Origin of the sequence: Citrobacter sp. Ce119 (genome assembly GCF_030334525.1) — a bacterium.
GTDB lineage: Bacteria > Pseudomonadota > Gammaproteobacteria > Enterobacterales > Enterobacteriaceae > Citrobacter > Citrobacter europaeus.
In genome coordinates this window covers 359,674-377,315 of the sequence record NZ_JAOWDR010000060.1, presented here as the reverse complement: position 1 = coordinate 377,315, position 17,642 = coordinate 359,674, and the positions used below count along the sequence as shown (strand labels likewise).

Annotated in this window: 16 protein-coding genes; 2 read left to right on the top strand and 14 right to left on the bottom strand. The window is 53.5% G+C overall.

What is annotated here, in order from left to right; all coding sequences use genetic code 11:
- Positions 1-17: 17 nt before the first annotated feature.
- The 7 genes from napC to napF are packed head-to-tail and all read right to left on the bottom strand — an operon-like array spanning position 18 to position 5,855.
- Positions 18-620 carry a cytochrome c-type protein NapC gene (gene napC / locus OGV80_RS22045; protein WP_006683729.1) on the bottom strand — a complete coding sequence of 201 codons (603 nt, stop codon included), beginning with the start codon at positions 618-620 and terminating at the stop codon, positions 18-20.
- Positions 621-629: 9 nt separating this feature from the next.
- Complete coding sequence (gene napB, locus OGV80_RS22040; protein ID WP_016153772.1) at positions 630-1,079, bottom strand: nitrate reductase cytochrome c-type subunit; 450 nt, start codon at positions 1,077-1,079, stop codon at positions 630-632.
- Entirely contained in the window at positions 1,076-1,939 is an 864-nt protein-coding gene (napH, locus tag OGV80_RS22035; protein WP_043017003.1) for a quinol dehydrogenase ferredoxin subunit NapH, read from the bottom strand. Before napH ends, napB begins: the two co-directional genes overlap by 4 nt.
- Positions 1,926-2,621, bottom strand: coding sequence for a ferredoxin-type protein NapG (gene napG, locus OGV80_RS22030; RefSeq protein ID WP_043017004.1), 696 nt, complete (start codon positions 2,619-2,621; stop codon positions 1,926-1,928). Before napG ends, napH begins: the two co-directional genes overlap by 14 nt.
- Before the next feature lie 6 nt (positions 2,622-2,627).
- Positions 2,628-5,114 carry a nitrate reductase catalytic subunit NapA gene (gene napA, locus OGV80_RS22025; protein ID WP_286515761.1) on the bottom strand — a complete coding sequence of 829 codons (2,487 nt, stop codon included), beginning with the start codon at positions 5,112-5,114 and terminating at the stop codon, positions 2,628-2,630.
- On the bottom strand, positions 5,111-5,374 hold the full coding sequence (gene napD / locus OGV80_RS22020; protein WP_016153776.1) for a chaperone NapD: 264 nt from the start codon (positions 5,372-5,374) through the stop codon (positions 5,111-5,113). The genes napA and napD overlap by 4 nt, the downstream gene beginning before the upstream one ends.
- Positions 5,364-5,855: a ferredoxin-type protein NapF gene (gene napF / locus OGV80_RS22015; RefSeq protein WP_087052505.1), complete on the bottom strand. Its 492-nt coding sequence runs from the start codon at positions 5,853-5,855 to the stop codon at positions 5,364-5,366. The genes napD and napF overlap by 11 nt, the downstream gene beginning before the upstream one ends.
- A 413-nt stretch (positions 5,856-6,268) precedes the next feature.
- Between napF and eco the strand changes: the two genes are divergently transcribed.
- Positions 6,269-6,766, top strand: a complete 498-nt coding sequence (gene eco, locus OGV80_RS22010) for a serine protease inhibitor ecotin (protein WP_075146372.1) — start codon at positions 6,269-6,271, stop codon at positions 6,764-6,766.
- 95 nt (positions 6,767-6,861) lie between these two features.
- Here the strand turns inward: eco and mqo are convergent, their stop codons facing one another.
- On the bottom strand, positions 6,862-8,523 hold the full coding sequence (mqo, locus tag OGV80_RS22005; RefSeq protein ID WP_043017007.1) for a malate dehydrogenase (quinone): 1,662 nt from the start codon (positions 8,521-8,523) through the stop codon (positions 6,862-6,864).
- A 278-nt stretch (positions 8,524-8,801) separates the two neighbouring features.
- Here mqo and OGV80_RS22000 point away from each other — a divergent pair, with 278 nt between their 5' ends.
- Entirely contained in the window at positions 8,802-10,049 is a 1,248-nt protein-coding gene (locus OGV80_RS22000; protein ID WP_043017955.1) for a SulP family inorganic anion transporter, read from the top strand.
- On the opposite strand, the gene mgtE is transcribed toward OGV80_RS22000, so the two are convergent.
- The 6 genes from mgtE to OGV80_RS21970 all read right to left on the bottom strand — a co-directional run bounded on the left by mgtE (position 10,012) and on the right by OGV80_RS21970 (position 17,359).
- Positions 10,012-11,448, bottom strand: a complete 1,437-nt coding sequence (mgtE, locus tag OGV80_RS21995) for a magnesium transporter (RefSeq protein ID WP_043017008.1) — start codon at positions 11,446-11,448, stop codon at positions 10,012-10,014. The two genes, OGV80_RS22000 and mgtE, sit on opposite strands and share 38 nt — an antisense overlap.
- 105 nt (positions 11,449-11,553) lie before the next feature.
- A complete protein-coding gene (locus OGV80_RS21990) occupies positions 11,554-13,197 on the bottom strand; it encodes a multidrug ABC transporter permease/ATP-binding protein (protein ID WP_043017009.1) in 1,644 nt (547 codons plus the stop codon).
- Between the two features lie 75 nt (positions 13,198-13,272).
- Entirely contained in the window at positions 13,273-13,923 is a 651-nt protein-coding gene (alkB, locus tag OGV80_RS21985) for a DNA oxidative demethylase AlkB (protein WP_043017010.1), read from the bottom strand.
- A complete protein-coding gene (gene ada, locus OGV80_RS21980) occupies positions 13,923-14,987 on the bottom strand; it encodes a bifunctional DNA-binding transcriptional regulator/O6-methylguanine-DNA methyltransferase Ada (protein ID WP_286515759.1) in 1,065 nt (354 codons plus the stop codon). Before ada ends, alkB begins: the two co-directional genes overlap by 1 nt.
- Positions 14,988-15,066: 79 nt before the next feature.
- Positions 15,067-16,119, bottom strand: coding sequence for an FAD:protein FMN transferase ApbE (gene apbE / locus OGV80_RS21975; protein ID WP_043017012.1), 1,053 nt, complete (start codon positions 16,117-16,119; stop codon positions 15,067-15,069).
- Between the two features lie 115 nt (positions 16,120-16,234).
- Complete coding sequence (locus OGV80_RS21970; protein ID WP_043017013.1) at positions 16,235-17,359, bottom strand: porin OmpC; 1,125 nt, start codon at positions 17,357-17,359, stop codon at positions 16,235-16,237.
- Positions 17,360-17,642: the final 283 nt, after the last annotated feature.

Below are 17,642 nucleotides of genomic sequence, written 5' to 3'. Positions count from 1 at the left end.
TGGTTATCTACATCCTGTTAAAAGCCCGGTTTGACTTCGCGCATATCAGGCAGTTTGTGCGCTATCCCTTTATGACAGTCAATACAGGTTTGCCCGTCTTTCACGGCCTGGTCGTGCATTTTGGCCGCAACGCCTTTCTGGGCGGTTAAATCCATAAACTCGAAGTTGTGACAATTGCGACACTCTTGCGAATTATTATCTTTCATACGCCGCCACTCATTTTGCGCCATCGTCAGACGATGGTCTTCAAATTTTTGCGGTGTATCTATTAACCCCAGTGCTTTCGCGTACAGCTCTTTACTGGCCTTGATCTTACGGATCATTTTCGGAGCCCACTCATGTGGGACGTGGCAATCAGGGCAAGTTGCTCGCACACCACTGCGGTTGTTGTAGTGTACGGTTTCCATGTATTCCTGGTATACCGTATTGCGCATTTCGTGACAGCTAATGCAGAACTCTTCTGTATTGGCCTTTTCCATACCGGTATTAAAGCCGCCCCAGAAAATAATGCCGCCCACAAAGCCGATTAACAACAGCGTGCCGAGCGCCAGACGGCTGGGGCGACGCCACCATTGCCAGACGCGCTTAATCCAGCCTGGTTTACGGTTAGAATTTTCCATAATGACCTCTTATTTCCCGTAACCTTTCGAGGGGGTGAAGGTATTTTCAACAATCGGCGCGGCGTCAGCCTGCGGAACGTGACATTGCAGGCAGAAATAACGACGCGGCGCGACTTCAGCCAATACCTTGCCGTCGCTATCCATAAAGTGCGTCGGACTAATGCGCGGCGCACCGGTGGTGCGATAGCTTTCCACACCGTGGCATTGCAGGCAGCGGTTAGTGTTCGTCGTCACCTGATACCCTTCAACGCTGTGCGGAACCATCGGCGGCTGATTCACATAGTTCAGCGGCATACGCACTTGCTCTTTCGGCATGCGAATCGCCCCTTCCTGTGTCCCTGAGACTTCCGGTGACTGGCTCAGATCCACTCCGTTTGCAGCCCAAACGGCCCCACTGACTACCAGGGCCAGCGCAGCCGTCCATTGACTCAGCGCTTTAATCAGGTCATGGCTTTTCATGATTTCGCTCCCGAACTCCATCGTGTTGTTATTGTAAAAACATCCTCAGAACAGACATCCACGCAGCGACCGCAGGCCATGCAATCGCGGCTGGTTACCTGCACCGGACTTTGCTCATCCAGCACCGGCGCACGTAGCACATGCGGTTCCGGGCAAACATGAAAACAATCCATACAGCGGTTACATCTGTTACGTTCTTTTGCCGAAACGGTTAATGCACCCTTACTCCCCACCACGCTATACAGCGCACCCAGTGGGCAAAGATGCCCGCACCAGCCATGCTCAACGACCAGTAGATCAAATAAAAACAGCGCGAGGATCAGCAGCGCTCCGCTGCCAAATCCCATTACCAGGCTACGTCCGAGCAGCGAGACTGGATTTATCCACTCCCACAGCAGCGTACCGGTCAGCGCAGAACCGACCAGGATAACCACCAGCAGGACGTACCGTATATGGCGCGGCAGGGTTGCGGACTGATTCAGGTCAAACCTTCTGCGCAACCAGCTGGCTAAATCGGTGACCGGGTTCATGGGACAAACCCAACTGCAAAACAGTCGCTTACCGGCCAGGGCATACAGCACCGTGATGATGGCCGCCCCCGTGATTGCCACCGTCGCCGGCAGGTGTCCGCTGGCCAGGCTTTGCAGGGTAATCAGCGGATCGGTGAACGGAATGGCGTCCAACAACAAACTACTGCTGTAGTTACCATGCAGGATCCACACGCCAAGCCACGGGCCGCTCAGGAACATCGCCAGTATCAGAAACTGACTCAGACGACGCAGTAGCAGCCAGCGATGGCTCTTCCACCATCCTTTTTTTGCCTGCGCCTCACGCCCGGCATCACGTTTACGATTTGCCATTGTTCCCCTCCAGCCAACCGAAGCGGTAATGGTGTCCTAACTCCCCTTTCGCCAGCGACAGCGGCAGCACTTTTATTGCTGGCTGTTCCAGTACGCAGACTTTTTCGCATTTCCCACAGCCGGTACAGGCATCACTGTGTACGGTTGGAATAAACCGCGCATGCTTGCCGGTACGCATGTTGCGGTCCAGCTCCAGGGTGATCGCCTCATCAATTTTCGGACACTCGCGATAGCAAACATCGCAGCGCAACCCTTGATAGTTGAGGCAGTTTTCGTGATCCAGCAGCACCGCCAGTCCCATACGCGAGTCGTCGATGGATTCAATTTCCCTGTCCAACGCGCCGCTGGGGCAGACTTTGGCGCACGGAATGTCCTCACACATTTCGCAGGGAATATCGCGGGCGACAAAATACGGCGTACCGGCTGCCAGCCCGGAGGCCAGCGTCGCCAGTTTCAGCGTGTCATATGGACATGCCTGAACGCACTGACCGCAGCGCACGCAGGCGCTGGCGAATGCTTCCTCGCTCAGTGCGCCTGGCGGACGCAACCGCACGCCGCTTGCACGAGCGGTTTGTTGTTGCAACCCCAGCGCCACGCCAACGACGGCCAGCCCGCCCGCTGCACGAACCATGTCGCGCAGAAAGCGGCGGCGGCCATTTTGGGGTTTTGCTGACCGGGACATAACGCGTTACACCTTCGCCAGTTTCACGGCGCACTTCTTGAAATCCGTCTCTTTGGAGAGCGGATCCGTCGCATCCAGCGTCAGGTTGTTCACCAGCTGTGCGGCGTCGAAGAACGGCATGTACACCAGCCCCTGTGGCGGACGGTTACGCCCGCGCGTTTCAACAATCGAGATAACTTCGCCACGACGGGAAACCACTTTGACTTTATCGCCACGGCGCAGATCGCGTGCTTTTGCATCCAGCGGATGGATAAACAGCACGGCTTCCGGGAAAGCACGGTGCAGTTCAGGCACGCGACGCGTCATGCTGCCGGTATGCCAGTGCTCCAGCACACGTCCGGTAGACAGCCACAGGTCGTACTCTTTATCCGGGGCTTCTGCGGCAGGCTCAAATGGCAGCGCGAAGATAACCGCTTTGCCGTCCGGCTTACCGTAGAACTTGTAGCTTTCACCCGCTTTCACATAAGGATCGTTGCCTTCGCTGTAACGCCACTGGGTCTCTTTGCCCTCAACAACCGGCCAGCGTAAACCGCGCGCTTTGTGGTAATCGTCAAACGGTGCGAGATCGTGTCCGTGGCCACGACCGAACCAGGCGTACTCTTCGAACAACCCTTTCTGCAGATAGAAGCCCAGCTCGCGGGATTCATCGTTAAGTTGATCTTCAGCCAGTTCAGCCACCGGGAATTTCGTCACTGCAGGCGTAGCAAACAGCACGTCATACAACGTTTTGCCGCGCAGCTCTGGTTTCTGCGCCAGCAGCTCTTCCGGCCACACTTCTTCGGTTTTGAAGCGACGGGAAAACTGCACCAGTTGCCACAGATCCGATTTCGATTCGCCCGGCGCTTTAATCTGCTGACGCCAGAACTGTGTACGACGTTCCGCATTCCCGTAGGCGCCTTCTTTCTCTACCCACATCGCGGTCGGCAAGATCAGGTCAGCTGACAGGGCGCTGACCGTTGGGTACGGATCGGAGACAATGATGAAGTTGCGCGGATCGCGCCAGCCCGGCATACGCTCTTCGTTGATGTTTGGACCGGCCTGCATGTTGTTGGTACACATCGCCCAGTAGACATTGAGCTTGCCATCTTTCAGCGCACGGTCCTGTGCTACGGCGTGCAGACCAATTTTTGCCGGAATGGTCCCTGACGGAATATTCCAGTGCTTCTCGCAGATATCGCGGTGTTTTTCGTTCGTTACCACCATATCCGCAGGCAGACGGTGGGAGAACGTCCCGACTTCACGCGCGGTACCGCATGCGGAAGGCTGACCGGTCAAAGAGAACGGGCCGCAGCCTGGCTGGGAAATTTTGCCGGTCAACAGGTGCAGGTTATAGACCAGGTTGTTGGCCCATACGCCGCGTGTGTGCTGGTTGAAGCCCATTGTCCAGTAGGAGATAACTTTTTTCTTCGGATCGGCATACAGCTGCGCCAGCTGTTCCAGTTGATCTTTTGGTACGCCGGTCATTTCGGCGGTTTTATCCAGCGTGTACTCAGCAACGAAGGCTTTGTAATCCTCAAAGCTCATCGGTTCAGAGGCATCAGATCCCGGGTTCTTCGCCGCTTTTTCCAGCGGATGGGTTGGACGCAGACCGTAGCCGATGTCCGTCACGCCTTTACGCAGGTTAACGTGCTTGCTAAAGAAATCCTGGTTTATCGCATTGTTTTGAATGATGTAGTTAGCGATGTAGTTGAGGATCACCAGATCGGTTTGCGGCGTGAATACCATACCGTTATCCGCCAGCTCAAAGCTGCGGTGCTGGAAGGTGGAGAGAACCGCGACGTTCACGTTAGGATCGGACAGACGACGGTTGGTGATGCGCGACCACAGGATCGGGTGCATCTCCGCCATATTCGCGCCCCACAGGACAAAAGCGTCTGCATGCTCGATATCGTCGTAACAGCCCATCGGCTCATCCATACCAAAGGTACGCATAAAGCCGACTACCGCTGAGGCCATGCAGTGACGCGCGTTCGGATCGATGTTATTGGAACGGAAACCCGCTTTAAACAATTTGGCAGCGGCATAACCTTCCCAAATCGTCCACTGGCCAGAGCCGAACATACCGATAGACTCTGGGCCTTTCTCTTTCATCGACGTTTTGAATTTCTCTTCCATCACGTCAAAGGCCTGGTCCCAGCTAATCGGGGTAAACTCGCCTTCTTTGTCATACTTACCGTCCTTCATGCGCAGCATCGGCTGCGTTAAACGGTCTTTTCCGTACATGATTTTCGGCAGGAAGTAACCTTTGATGCAGTTAAGCCCACGGTTAACCGGCGCATCCGGATCGCCCTGGCATGCCACAACACGCCCTTGCTGCGTCCCGACCAATACGCCACAGCCCGTCCCGCAAAAACGGCACGGGGCTTTGTCCCATTTGATGGCTTCTTGCTGACCGACTACCGCGCGGGCTACGCCCGGCACGCTTAACCCGGCAGCCGCCGCAGCGGCCGCAACGGCGTTAGCTTTCATAAAGCTACGACGACTGAGTTTCATGGTGTTTCCTCACCTTGCTCATCCTGCTGGTGATAAACCAGCGACACCGCCAGTACGCCCGCAACGTTGCGTACTGACTCAATAGTTTTCATTAACGTTTCGCTGTGCTCAGCTTCCACCACCACGATCAACTGACCGCTTTCGACATCGCTGAGTGCAACTTCGCAACCCGGAAACGAACGCAACTGGGTGGCGATATCATTGATATGCTGACTTTTGGCCTGAACGACCAGGCTGCAGACCTGCCAGTTATTGTCCATGGTTGTACTCCGCGTTAATGGCTGATACCGGGCAGATAGCGACACATGCGCCACATCCGTTACAGGCCTGATTGTCGAGCTGCGGCTGATAAATGCCGGACAGCGTGGGGCGAAAGGTTATGGCCATGGGTTCACAGCTATCCTGACAGCGATGACATTCAATGGACTGATGTGCGAGACAGTTTTCCCCAATCGTAAAATTCAGATCCCATGCCCTGGTGTGGCGCGGAAGAAAAAGTGATTCGGGACAGGCTTCTGCGCAGGCATAGCAAAAGCTGCACTCGCCGTGTTTGAAATTTACGCTCGGGTAACCACCCTGGCCTCGCTGCAGGATGTCGGTTTCACACGCCTGGATGCAGGCGTCACAACGGAGGCAATGGGCAAGAAAGTGAGAGTCTTCCTTGCTCCACGGCGGACGGATCCCCGCGCTGGCGTTTCGCCAGCTACCTGTCAACATGCCTCGACGGGATAAATCAACCATGACATTGTCCTTCCATAATGACGCCCTCCCTCGGCGGGTTGAACGACATAAAAAACTGCACTATTTATGAGTAGTTATTTTTAGCCGTAAGATATTTCAGGATGTGTTAGAGGTGCATACCCCAATCGGGGTAAATGCTGTTGCCGGATCAAAGGAGTGGTGAGTTGGCGGAAAAAAATGCGCTTTTGCTCACATTTCAATGAGTTATATAACAGCTTATATAACGATTAACTCAAAAAGATAAAGATCTCAATATTAGGATAATTCCTGGAACATATCGCTACTTTGATAGTAAACCACTACCCAATACACTTTAAATATAAGTAAATCCAGATTAATAGATTATACAAATATGTTAACCTGCTACAGACTCGTTCATAAGACAGAAGAAAGGAAACACTGTGAACAATAAGATGAAGACAATTGTCCCTGCCGTACTTTTCGCCGCCTTTGCCAGCACCTCTGCATGGGCTGCCAGTAACGATACCGCCGCTCAGCCGCTGGAAAAAGTCGCCCCTTATCCCAAGGCGGAAAAGGGTATGAAGCGCCAGGTTATCCAGCTTACCCCTGAGAAAGATGAATCTACTCTGAAAGTAGAACTGCTGATCGGACAAACGCTGGAAGTTGACTGTAATCAACACCGTCTGGGCGGTGAACTGGATAGCAAAACACTGGAAGGTTGGGGATATGATTACTATGTTTTTGACAAAGTTACCTCTCCGGTTTCAACCATGATGGCCTGCCCGGACGGTAAGAAAGAGAAGAAATTCATTACTGCGCATCTGGGTGATGACGGCATGCTGCGTTACAACAGCAAGTTGCCGATTGTGGTCTACACCCCGGAAAACGTGGAAGTTAAATACCGTATCTGGAAAGCGGAAGAAAAGATTCAGGACGCGGTGGCGCGCTAAGTGTGAATGTGCCGGATGGCGGCGTACCGCCTTATCCGGCCTACAGACGCATAAACCATGCCGGATAAGCGCAACAGCGCCATCCGGCATTTTATTTACAGTGCAATATCCGCGACGGCTTTCTGCTCAGGCTGCGGCTGTGCCTGAGGTTTCAGCTGTGGTTTCGGCGCTTCATCAGCAACCTGCGGCTTGTCATATTTCAGCCCCAGTACTTCACTGGTGTATTGCAGTTCTTGTTCCGTAGCCGCAACGTTACCGTTCAGCCTGGTACCATAAGACGGAATAATGGTTTTCAGTTTCGCCTGCCACTCGGGGCTGGCCACTTTATCTTTAAACACTTTTTCCATCAGATGCAGCATAATCGGTGCCGCGGTTGACGCACCCGGAGAAGCCCCCAGCAGCGCAGCAATCGTGCCCTCTTTATCGCTAACGACTTCGGTTCCCAGACGCAGCACACCGCCCTTCTCCGCATCACTTTTGATGATCTGCACACGCTGACCCGCCTGCCATAAACGCCAGTCTTCTTTTTTCGCCTGCGGATAGTACTCTTGCAGCGCGGCGAAACGGTCGTCATCGCTGAGCATCACCTGGCTTACCAGATATTTGACCAGATCGAAGTTATCCAGACCCACGTTGACCATCGGCATAAAGTTCGAGGTGGTGGTCGAGCTGAGCAGGTCCCACAATGAACCGTTTTTCAGGAATTTGGTGGAGAAAGTTGCAAATGGCCCAAACAGCACGACGCGTTTGCCATCAAGGATACGCGTATCGATGTGCGGTACGGACATCGGTGGCGCGCCAACGGAGGCCTGACCGTACACTTTCGCCAGGTGGCGATTGACCACGTCCGGATTGTCCGCAACCAGGAACTGCCCGCCCACCGGGAATCCGGCATAGCCTTTCGCTTCCGGAATGTCGGTTTCCTGCAACAGTTTCAGCGCAGCGCCACCGGCACCGATAAAGACAAATTTCGCCTTGATATCGTGTTCCGTTTCGTTATTTTTCAGATCGGCGACCGTAACCGTCCAGCTATTATCGGCATTACGCTTAAAGCCACGCACTTCGGTACTCAGTTGCAGCGCAAAGTTGGGCTTTTTCTGCAACGAAGCAATCAGCTGGCGCGTGATTTCGCCGTAGTTTACGTCAGTACCAATCTCGGTACGCGTTGCCGCGACTTTCTGCTGCGGATCGCGGCCTTCCATGACCAGCGGCGCCCACTCTTTAATCTGCGCATGATCTTCGGAATAACGCATACCGCGGAATAACGTGCTCTGCTGCAGTGCGGCGTAACGTGCGCGCAGGAAGTTCACGTTCTCGTCACCCCAGACAAAACTCATGTGTGGGACCGTGGTGATAAATGAGTGTGGTTCATGCATCACGCCATTATTGACCTGATAGGCCCAGAACTGGCGGGAAATCTGGAAGGCTTCGTTGATTTCGACTGCCTTTTCAATACTGATGCTACCGTCGGCCTTTTTAGGCGTGTAGTTCAGCTCCATCAGTGCGGAGTGGCCGGTTCCGGCGTTATTCCAGCCGTTTGAGCTTTCCTGCGCTACACCATCCAGTCGCTCTACCATGGTCATTGACCATTGCGGCTCCAGCTCCTGTAAATAGGTTCCCAGCGTGGCGCTCATGATGCCGCCGCCAATCAACAGTACATCCGTTTCCTGCTCTTGCGCCGCTTTCGCTTTTGCTGCCATCGAGACAACGTTCAGCCCTACAGCCATGGTGAAGAGCATGGCAGTCACTTTTTTCATAATGTTAATGCCTTACTTTTAGTATCGCTTTTTTGCTTTTAATGCAGGTGAAAATCGAGCGGCATCAACGGTAACACTTAAGTAAAAATAATTAAATATTGTTTATAAATTATATTTAATTTTTAAAAATGTTATTAATACGTTGATAGTTTATACGGTTATTGACAATCATTTCTGGAAACCAGTCCGTCAGACAGGTACTATGCTGCGCTTTGCTATTCACCGCACGGATGCCTGTCGGTCTGCTGTATCAGGCCATTTTTGACCTGAGTGTAACTATGTCTGCAAATCATCCTTCCTCTGTCGCTGTCGCGGAACACACGACCCGTGCCGTCCTGCGCCAACCCCGTCTGCTGGTTCGCGAAACGCTGGCCGGTGTGGTAACCGCCCTGGCGCTGATCCCGGAAGTGATCTCTTTTTCCGTTATCGCCGGCGTCGATCCTAAAGTCAGCCTGATAGCCTCGGTCGTACTATGCCTGGCGATGTCATTTTTAGGCGGACGTCCGGCAATGGTAACCGCCGCTGCAGGATCGGTTGCGTTGGTAATAGGCCCGATGGTGCATCAATTCGGTGTGCAATATATTCTGCCTGCGGTGGTGCTGGCCGGGATGATTCAGATCCTGTTTGGCGTATTAGGAATGGCGCGTCTGATGCGATTCATCCCTACGGCCGTCATGACCGGCTTTGTGAACGCGCTGGGTATTTTAATTTTCTTTGCCCAGGTCCCGCATTTCTGGAGTAAAAGCCCGCTAATCTGGGGGCTGTTTGTCCTGACGCTGTTGATTGTGCTTTGGGTTCCGCGTTTTATTAAAGCAATCCCCGCACCGCTTATCGCCATCGTGCTGCTGACCCTGTTCACTGTCACCAGCGGGCAACTGTTACCGACCGTCGGTGACGAAGGTTCAATGAGCGGCGGCCTGCCGGGATTAACGCAGCTACTCGTCCCACTCAACCTGCACACGCTGGCGATTATCTGGCCCTGCGCGTTGAGCATCGCTTTTGTTGGTTTGATGGAGTCATTGTTAACCGCCCGTCTGGTGGATGATCTGACGGTTACGCCGTCGAATAAGAATCGCGAGAGCGCCGGGCTGGGGATAGCCAATATTCTGGCCGGATTTTATGGCGGTATTGCCGGGTGCGCGATGATTGGTCAAACCATCGTTAACGTTGAGATGGGTAAAGGACGCAGCCGCGTCTCAACGTTTGCCGCAGGGCTGGTATTGTTACTGCTGGTCACCGCCTTAAGCGAAGTGATGGCGAAAATCCCCATGTCGGTGCTGGCGGGGATTATGGTGATTGTGGCGGTGAAAACCTTCAGTTGGCACAGCATCCAGCCCACCACGCTGACGAAACTCCCCGTCACTGAAACCCTGGTGATGCTGGTGACCGTCGCGGCCACGGTGTCGACCGGCAACCTGGCGATTGGCGTGGTTGCCGGGGTAATGACGATGCTCATTTTGCCGCGTATCGTCAGACGCCAACGTGCGGCTACATCAGAAACAGCGTCGCCAGACCGAGAAAAATAAAGAAACCGCCGGTATCGGTGATTGCCGTAATCATGACGCTCGAGCCGACCGCCGGGTCGCGCCCGAGCTTCACCATCGTCATCGGAATAATAACGCCCATCAACGCCGCCATCAGCAGATTGAGCATCATCGCCAAAGTCATCACGGCGCCGAGCGCCATGTCATCGTACAGCCACCAGGTAATGCCGCCCATGATTCCGCCCCACACGAGGCCATTAATCAACGCTACGCCCATTTCGCGCAGGATCAAAAACGTCAGGTTTCCCGGCTGAATATTTTGTAGCGCCAGCGCGCGAACGATCATGGTGATGGTTTGATTCCCGGTGTTGCCGCCGATCCCCGCCACAATCGGCATCAGCGAGGCCAGCGCCACCAATTGCGAAATAGTATGTTCAAAGCCGTCGATCACTCGCGAAGCGATAAAGGCAGTACAGAGGTTAACGGCCAACCATGCCCAGCGGGTTTTTACCGCTTTGGTAACGGGAGCAAACACATCTTCTTCGGCGCTTAAGCCCCCCATTCGACGCAGATCGGTATCGGTTTCTTCATAAACAACATCAACGATCTCATCAATGGTTAAGCGGCCCATCAGTTTACCTGAAGGGTCAACTACCGCGGCACTGACAAGGTTGTCACGTTCGAAGGTACGCGCAGCGTTTTCGGCGATATCTTCCGGAGAAAAGGTGAGCGGGTCATCTTCCATCACCTCGCTGACTTTTCGCTGCACATCATTGAGCAGAATACAGGTTAGCGTCAGTTCACCGACCAGCACTTTATTACGATCGGTCACGAAGAGTTTATCGGTGTTCTCCGGCATTTTCCCCAGCCGTCGCAGGTAGCGTTGCACCACTTCCAGCGTCACGTCCGGACGCACGGTGATGACCTCGAACTCCATGATCGCACCGACGCGGTTCTTCTCGTAGTGCAGCACCTGACGGACGCGCGCCCGCTCCTCGGCCGGTAACGTTGCCAGCAGTCGTCCCGTAAGGTTACGAGGGAGATGCTGGACCAGATAAATCTGCTCGTCGATATCAAGATATTGCAACGCATCCAACAGCTCGCGGTCGCTCATCTCATCGATCAGATCGTCCCAGACGTTCTCTGACGCCTCAAGCAGTACGTTACCGCGCTTTTCACTTTCGACCAGTCGCCACAGGGCGTGGCGCTCTTCAGAGGGTAAGGCTTCCAGGGTATCGGCCAAATCGGGCGGCGGCAGGTGAGCTACCAGCGCCCCTACCTCAGCAATATCGTCGGCTAACGTACCGACGTCATATTGCTCAGCCAGGGTAAGCTTGCCCAACAGGGTTGAAATAATGGCTTTATCTGTGGTCAGCAGCCAGATTAGACGCGCACGCTCTTCATCACGCAGCCTGGCGCTGTTTTTGTTTGTAACGGACATTAATCATAAATCCATGATATGAAATATCATTAATCATGATGCCGATTTATGTAAATAACAATAAACAGTGCCGCCGGCTGGATAAAAAACCAGCGGCATGTGGGATCATGCCGTGCGCGCCACCGCGTCACGAGAAGCAGCATCACGCTCATCGCCCAGCAGTTCACTCAACTGTCCGTTGCGCATTTCCAGCAGGCGATCGGCATGAATAAAGTAGTGATCGTCATGACTAATGGCGAAGATGGTTTTACCCATTTCCTGCATCAGCGGTAGCAGGACCTGATAAAACTCCCGGCGGAAATGAGGATCCTGATCGGCAGCCCATTCGTCCAGCAGAATGATGTCGCGCTCCTCCGCCAGGGCCAGCAGCAGCGCCACGCGTTTCTTCTGCCCTTTCGACAACTTCAGATTGAGGATACGGCCATCGCTCAGCTCCAGCTTGTGACCCATCTTCAGATGTTCCAGCCACTTCGCAACCAGCTGCGGATTAGCCTCTTTACCTTCCGGCCCCAGCAGTTTGTCGAACAGCCAGACGTCGGTAAACACGGCGGAGAACAGCTTGCGATAGTCCTCCGGCTTTTCAACGGCAACGGCCTTACCATCAAGCAAAATCTCACCTGACTGCGGCTGGTATAGTCCGGTCAGTAACATCGCCAGCGTAGATTTCCCACTACCGTTACCGCCAATCAGAAAGATCAGTTCACCACGATGAATAGTCAGATTCACCGGCCCTACGGAAAATGCGTTGTCCTGATAATGGAAAACCACGTTACGCAGCTCCAGCGTTTGCCAATTAGGAAATGCGGTTGGACGCGGGAACTCTGCTTTAAAAGGTGCCAGTGCGAATTTATTCAGCTTGTTGAACGCCACCTGCGCGGTGAGCAGCGTCGGCAGTGCGCCAACGGCAGAGAGCAGCGGCGTACGCAGGAATAACAGTGTCAGAGAATAGGTCGCCGCCACGGCGGTATCCGCCCAGCCCAGACTGTTGGCCATCCAGAACACCAGGCCAATGGCGCCCAGCATCATGATGTTCGACCAGTTAACCGCGCTCAGGTGGAAAGTATCGGCACGGATAATATGATGACGGTACTCTTTGGCATCCGGGACGTACATCTGATTAAAGATATGCTCGGCGCGCTCGCGGTTGAGCGTCAGCTCTTTGCGCCCTTCCAGCACTGTCTGATAATCGTTGTACAACTTGTCTTCTGTTTCACGCAGGGTGGCCATGTGTTTATACACTCGCGCCACCAGTACAAATCCGCCCCAGATGGTGATTGCCATCCAGATTGCCGTCACCAGCAGCATTTTGGTCGACAGCATCGCCAGATACGCCGCCGACCCGACGGTCAGGATAATTCCCTGCACCAGTTCAGGCAGACGAACAAAGGCGATGGTGATATTGCGAATATCGCTGGTTAAACCGGCCAGTAACGAGGCACTACCAAGCTGTTCTATACGCTCGACGTGGGTATCCAGAATACGTTTGATAAATTCGCTACGCAGTCGGTAGACAAAGTGGTGGCCAAGCGTGGTCAACGCCAGCTGAGAGCCGAGAGTGACAACCATCAATAGCAGCAGCAGGCCAAGAAACTCCGGCAGCACCATCAGCGTGGTGTCGACCGTTTCAATCAGGCGCTGGTTGATAAACGCAATCAGCCCAATTCCCAACGCGGCGCTGGCGAGGCTGAGCGCCATAACGCTGATAAATGGCCAGCGATACTGCCGCCAGACAAGAAGTAAAAGTTCCATGCACACAACCCGGACAAGTAATAACAGCCCGCAGTTTAAACATCTCTTCGCTGACAGCAATAATAATTCTTATTTTTATTCTTTTTTACCCGCCTGGCGAAACGTCAGATTGTAGCGACAGTCTCCGGTCAACGGATGATACCCCGTTTTAAGCGGCTGGATCCCATGATAAAACAACCGCGAATTACCGCCCCACACCACGACATCGCCATGTTCCAGCAGCAAACGCTTTAAGGGATCATTACGGCGCAATCCGCCAAATTGAAAGATGGCCGGCAGCCCCAGCGACACCGAGACAATCGGCGCCCGCAGGTCAGGCTCGTCTTTATCCTGATGTAAAGACAGTTTTGCCCCTGGCGTGTAGCGGTTAATCAGGCAGGCATCGGGTTGAAAATCAGCATAGCCCGCCGCCGTCGCCGCCTGTTGGCACAGGTCAGCAAATGCGTCCGGCAGCGGCGGCCAGTGCGCGCCGGTGAGTGGATCAAACGGAGAATAAAGATAGCCATGCTGATCCGTCGTCCACCCCAGACGACCACAGTTGGTCATCGCCACCGACATCGTGTAACCGCCGGGCGTCACCATCTGGCGAAAAGGCGACTGTCTGGCGACAGCCGCTATCGCCTGCAGCAAAGGGGGCGCGGAATCAAAAGCGAAACGTCGCAGAATAACCGCACCTGAAGCCAGCGGCTCCTGCCAGGGTTTAGCATCCGCAAAGAGATCGAGCATTATGTTTCCTCGCCAGTAGTTTCACGTTGCAGTAACTGCGCTTTGCGCGCAATGCCCCACCGGTAGCCCGAAAGCGCCCCGTCGCCGCGAATAACCCGGTGACACGGGATAACAATCGCCAGTTTGTTGGCCCCACAGGCACTGGCCACCGCGCGTACCGCCTTCGGTTTACCGATAGCGCTGGCCAGTTGTTGGTAGCTCATCGTTTCGCCGCATGGAATTGTGCGCAGCGCCTGCCACACCTGCTGCTGAAATGCGGTGCCCCGGATATCCAGGGGCAGCGATAGCGACGCGTCACGCGAATTGATCGCGGCGATCACTTCGCGCACGCGCTGCTGAAAATCGGCATCTGCAGGAACATCCTGCGCAGCGGGAAACAGCTCATGCAGATCCGCAACCAACGCCGTATCATCATCACCAAGTAAGATCGCACAGATACCCCGCTCGCTTTCCGCCACCAGACAACGACCCAGGGAGCAATTTGCAAGGGTATAGCGTACAGAAACGTTGTCGCCGCCTTTACGAAATTGTTTTGCGGTCATGCCTAGCGCCTGATCCGCTCGTCGGTAGTAGCTGCTGCTGTCGGGGAATCCGGCGTTGAGAATCGCCTGCGTTACCGGATCGCCTTTTGCCAGGGCATCGCGCAGACGGCGGGCACGCCAGGACTGCTGCCACGCTTTCGGGGTCATGCCTGTCGTAGCTTTGAACAAGCGATGTAAGTGATAGGGGCTCATTGCCACCTGCCGCGCCAGTTCGTCCAGCGTAAGGGGGGATTCCTGCTCCAGCAACTGGCAGGCGCGGGCTATTTTCTCCAGCCGATGCTGCTGTGCGCTGTCTTTATCTGGCTGGCAACGTTTACAGGGACGAAAACCGGCGGCCAGCGCCTGCCTGGCATCGGCAAAGAAACTGACATTTTTGCGTAGCGCATGTTTCGCCCGACAGGACGGACGGCAGAAAATGCCGGTGGTCTGGACGGCGAAAACAAACTGGCCGTCAGCGTCGGCGTCACGAGCCAAAACGGACTGCCAGCGGTCATCATCAGTTACGCGTAAACGATTTTTCATTATGGACTCCTTTGTTAAGCATAGCGCTTAGCCTCAGTGTGTCCCCATAGGCGGATACAAAAACCCGCAATCTTGCTTTTTAATTTTTCTCGCTGACCAGAAAGCTTTTGAACTGCGGCGACATCCAGGTTTTAAACCCCTCACCCTCTTTCATAATCATATAGACCGCCAGACCTTCACGACGTACCACCTCTTTGGCCTTTTGCGGGCCGAGGACCATCAATCCGGTATCCCAGCCGTCAGCCTCCAGCGCCGTTGGGGCAATCACCGTCACGGACACCAGGTTGTGTTCAATCGGACGACCGGTTTGAGGATCGATAACATGGGAAAGGCGCTTACCATCCAGCTCATAATAGTTACGGTAGCTGCCGGAGGTACTAATGCCATGCCCGTTAATGTCGACAATCGCCTGCACCGCGTTTTCACGATCGGTAGGCTTCTGAATCGCGACTCGCCACGGATTCCCTTCTGCATTCATACCGCGGCTGTTCAGCGCGCCGCCAACGGAAACCAGATAACGGGCGATCCCTTCCTGCTCCATTAATCGTGCCAGATGATCGGCGGCATAACCTTCACCAACGGTCGAGAGATCCACATACAACTCGGGCAAATCTTTTTGCAGATAGTTCCGATGAGCCTCATTAACAACCTTCAGATGTGAAAGCCCGGTTTGCGCTTTGGCTGCGTCAATTTGCGCCTGAGTGGGAATATGCACCGGTTGCTTATCCGGGCCAAATCCCCACAGATTGACCAACGGTCCCACGGTAATATCCATGGCCCCATCGGTTTTTGCGCCAATGCGCAGCGCCGAAGTCACGATATCTGCCATGGCATCATTAACCGGCCATGGCGACAGGCTTGTCGACAGGTTAAAGCGCATCAACGCAGAATCATTTTTATAGGTAGAGAGAAGTTGATCGTCGGCATCCAACTGAGTCTGGATCTTCGCCTGCAGTTCCCCGACGCGTTTGGCATCTACGCCCACCGCACTGACCCGCCAGAAAGTGCCCATCGTTTTACCTTCCAGAACGGTGGCAGGTGTCGTGGTCTGAGCGGGTTTCGGGGCCTCATCGCACCCGACTAAAAAGATCGTCACAGCCAGTAACGCTGCGCGATAAAAATTCACTTCCATACGTAATTATCCTCATGCGAACGGGCGCAAGAGTACACCAAAAATCGTTGTTTGTACGACGAAAAAACGGCATTAAAAAAGGCCCCGCAGGGCCTTTTAACGACATGAGCGCAGATTAGAACTGGTAAACCAGACCCAGTGCTACGATATCATCGGTAGCAATACCTGCTGCCTGGGTAAACGCATTGTCATCCAGCAGATTGATTTTGTAATCAACATAGGTAGACATGTTTTTGTTGAAGTAGTAAGTCGCGCCAACATCAACGTATTTCACGATATCCTGGTCACCGTAGTTGGTGAAGCCATTGCTGATGTCTTTGCCTTTTGACTGCAGGTAAGCCACGGAAGGACGCAGACCGAAATCGAACTGGTACTGTGCCACAACTTCAAAGTTCTGAGCTTTATCTGCGAAGCCATATGCAGCAGTGCGGTTGCTACCGTTAGAGGTACCGAAACGGGTTGCGTTATAGGACTGGGAGTACTGTGCGGCCAGGTAAACGTTGTTAGCGTCGTATTTCAGACCACCGGTATAAACCGTTGCACGGTCACCGTTACCGTACACGCCAAGAGCATTCTGATCAGCGGTACGTTTAGAGGTAGTGATCGCACCACCAATACCAAAGCCAGAGCCGAGATCGTAAGTCAGGGAGCCGCCGTAACCATCGCCATTCTGGGTCAGCAGGCTACGACCAGCTTCGTTTTCACCGCTTACGCTGCCATTTTTACCCTGGTACTGCAGGGCAAAGTTCAGACCATCAACCAGGCCAAAGAAATCTGTGTTACGGTAGGTCGCATAACCGTTACCACGCTGCTGCATGAAGTTGTCCGCACCGTAGGTATCACCGCCGAATTCTGGCAGGACGTCGGTCCAGGACGTTACATCATAAGTTACACCGTAGTTACGACCGTAGTCGAAAGAACCTGCATCAGCGAATTTCAGACCTGCGAATGCCACACGCGTCCAGGCGTCGTTGCTGGATTCACTCTGGTTGCCTTGAATCTGGTATTCCCACTGGCCGTAACCGGTCAGTTGGTCGTTAACCTGGGTTTCGCCTTTGAAGCCGATACGCATGTAAGTCTTGTCACCATCATCACCTTTGTTGTCGGAGAAATAGTGCAGACCGTCGACTTTGCCGTACAGGTCTAATTTGTTGCCGTCTTTGTTATAAATTTCAGCCGCATTTGCTGCGCCTGCTACCAGCAGTGCTGGTACCAGGAGGGACAGTACTTTAACTTTCATGTTATTAACCCTCTGTTATATGCCTTTATTGCTTTTTTATGCCACTGCATACTGATTAAGGTCATTAACCAGTCGGCAACTTCATTCTCCGCAAAAACACAGAATAATCCAACACGAATATGATACTAAAACTTTTAAGGTGTTTCATTTATCCACATAGGTGTTTCTAAATGTTAATAAGAGGGAACTTTTTAAAATTCAAAAAACAGGAAAAATAAGCACAAATAATCAAGAATTATTGAAATTTAATTCAAAATCAGAAAGTTACAATGCAATTAGTTAT

Excerpts from the sequence above, each read along its gene's own strand:
- napC (WP_006683729.1), bottom strand. The coding sequence starts at position 620 with ATGGAAAATTCTAACCGTAAACCAGGCTGGATTAAGCGCGTCTGGCAA.
- napB (WP_016153772.1), bottom strand. The coding sequence starts at position 1,079 with ATGAAAAGCCATGACCTGATTAAAGCGCTGAGTCAATGGACGGCTGCG.
- napH (WP_043017003.1), bottom strand. The coding sequence starts at position 1,939 with ATGGCAAATCGTAAACGTGATGCCGGGCGTGAGGCGCAGGCAAAAAAA.
- napG (WP_043017004.1), bottom strand. The coding sequence starts at position 2,621 with ATGTCCCGGTCAGCAAAACCCCAAAATGGCCGCCGCCGCTTTCTGCGC.
- napA (WP_286515761.1), bottom strand. The coding sequence starts at position 5,114 with ATGAAACTCAGTCGTCGTAGCTTTATGAAAGCTAACGCCGTTGCGGCC.
- napD (WP_016153776.1), bottom strand. The coding sequence starts at position 5,374 with ATGGACAATAACTGGCAGGTCTGCAGCCTGGTCGTTCAGGCCAAAAGT.
- napF (WP_087052505.1), bottom strand. The coding sequence starts at position 5,855 with ATGGTTGATTTATCCCGTCGAGGCATGTTGACAGGTAGCTGGCGAAAC.
- eco (WP_075146372.1), top strand. The coding sequence starts at position 6,269 with ATGAAGACAATTGTCCCTGCCGTACTTTTCGCCGCCTTTGCCAGCACC.
- mqo (WP_043017007.1), bottom strand. The coding sequence starts at position 8,523 with ATGAAAAAAGTGACTGCCATGCTCTTCACCATGGCTGTAGGGCTGAAC.
- OGV80_RS22000 (WP_043017955.1), top strand. The coding sequence starts at position 8,802 with ATGTCTGCAAATCATCCTTCCTCTGTCGCTGTCGCGGAACACACGACC.
- mgtE (WP_043017008.1), bottom strand. The coding sequence starts at position 11,448 with ATGTCCGTTACAAACAAAAACAGCGCCAGGCTGCGTGATGAAGAGCGT.
- OGV80_RS21990 (WP_043017009.1), bottom strand. The coding sequence starts at position 13,197 with ATGGAACTTTTACTTCTTGTCTGGCGGCAGTATCGCTGGCCATTTATC.
- alkB (WP_043017010.1), bottom strand. The coding sequence starts at position 13,923 with ATGCTCGATCTCTTTGCGGATGCTAAACCCTGGCAGGAGCCGCTGGCT.
- ada (WP_286515759.1), bottom strand. The coding sequence starts at position 14,987 with ATGAAAAATCGTTTACGCGTAACTGATGATGACCGCTGGCAGTCCGTT.
- apbE (WP_043017012.1), bottom strand. The coding sequence starts at position 16,119 with ATGGAAGTGAATTTTTATCGCGCAGCGTTACTGGCTGTGACGATCTTT.
- OGV80_RS21970 (WP_043017013.1), bottom strand. The coding sequence starts at position 17,359 with ATGAAAGTTAAAGTACTGTCCCTCCTGGTACCAGCACTGCTGGTAGCA.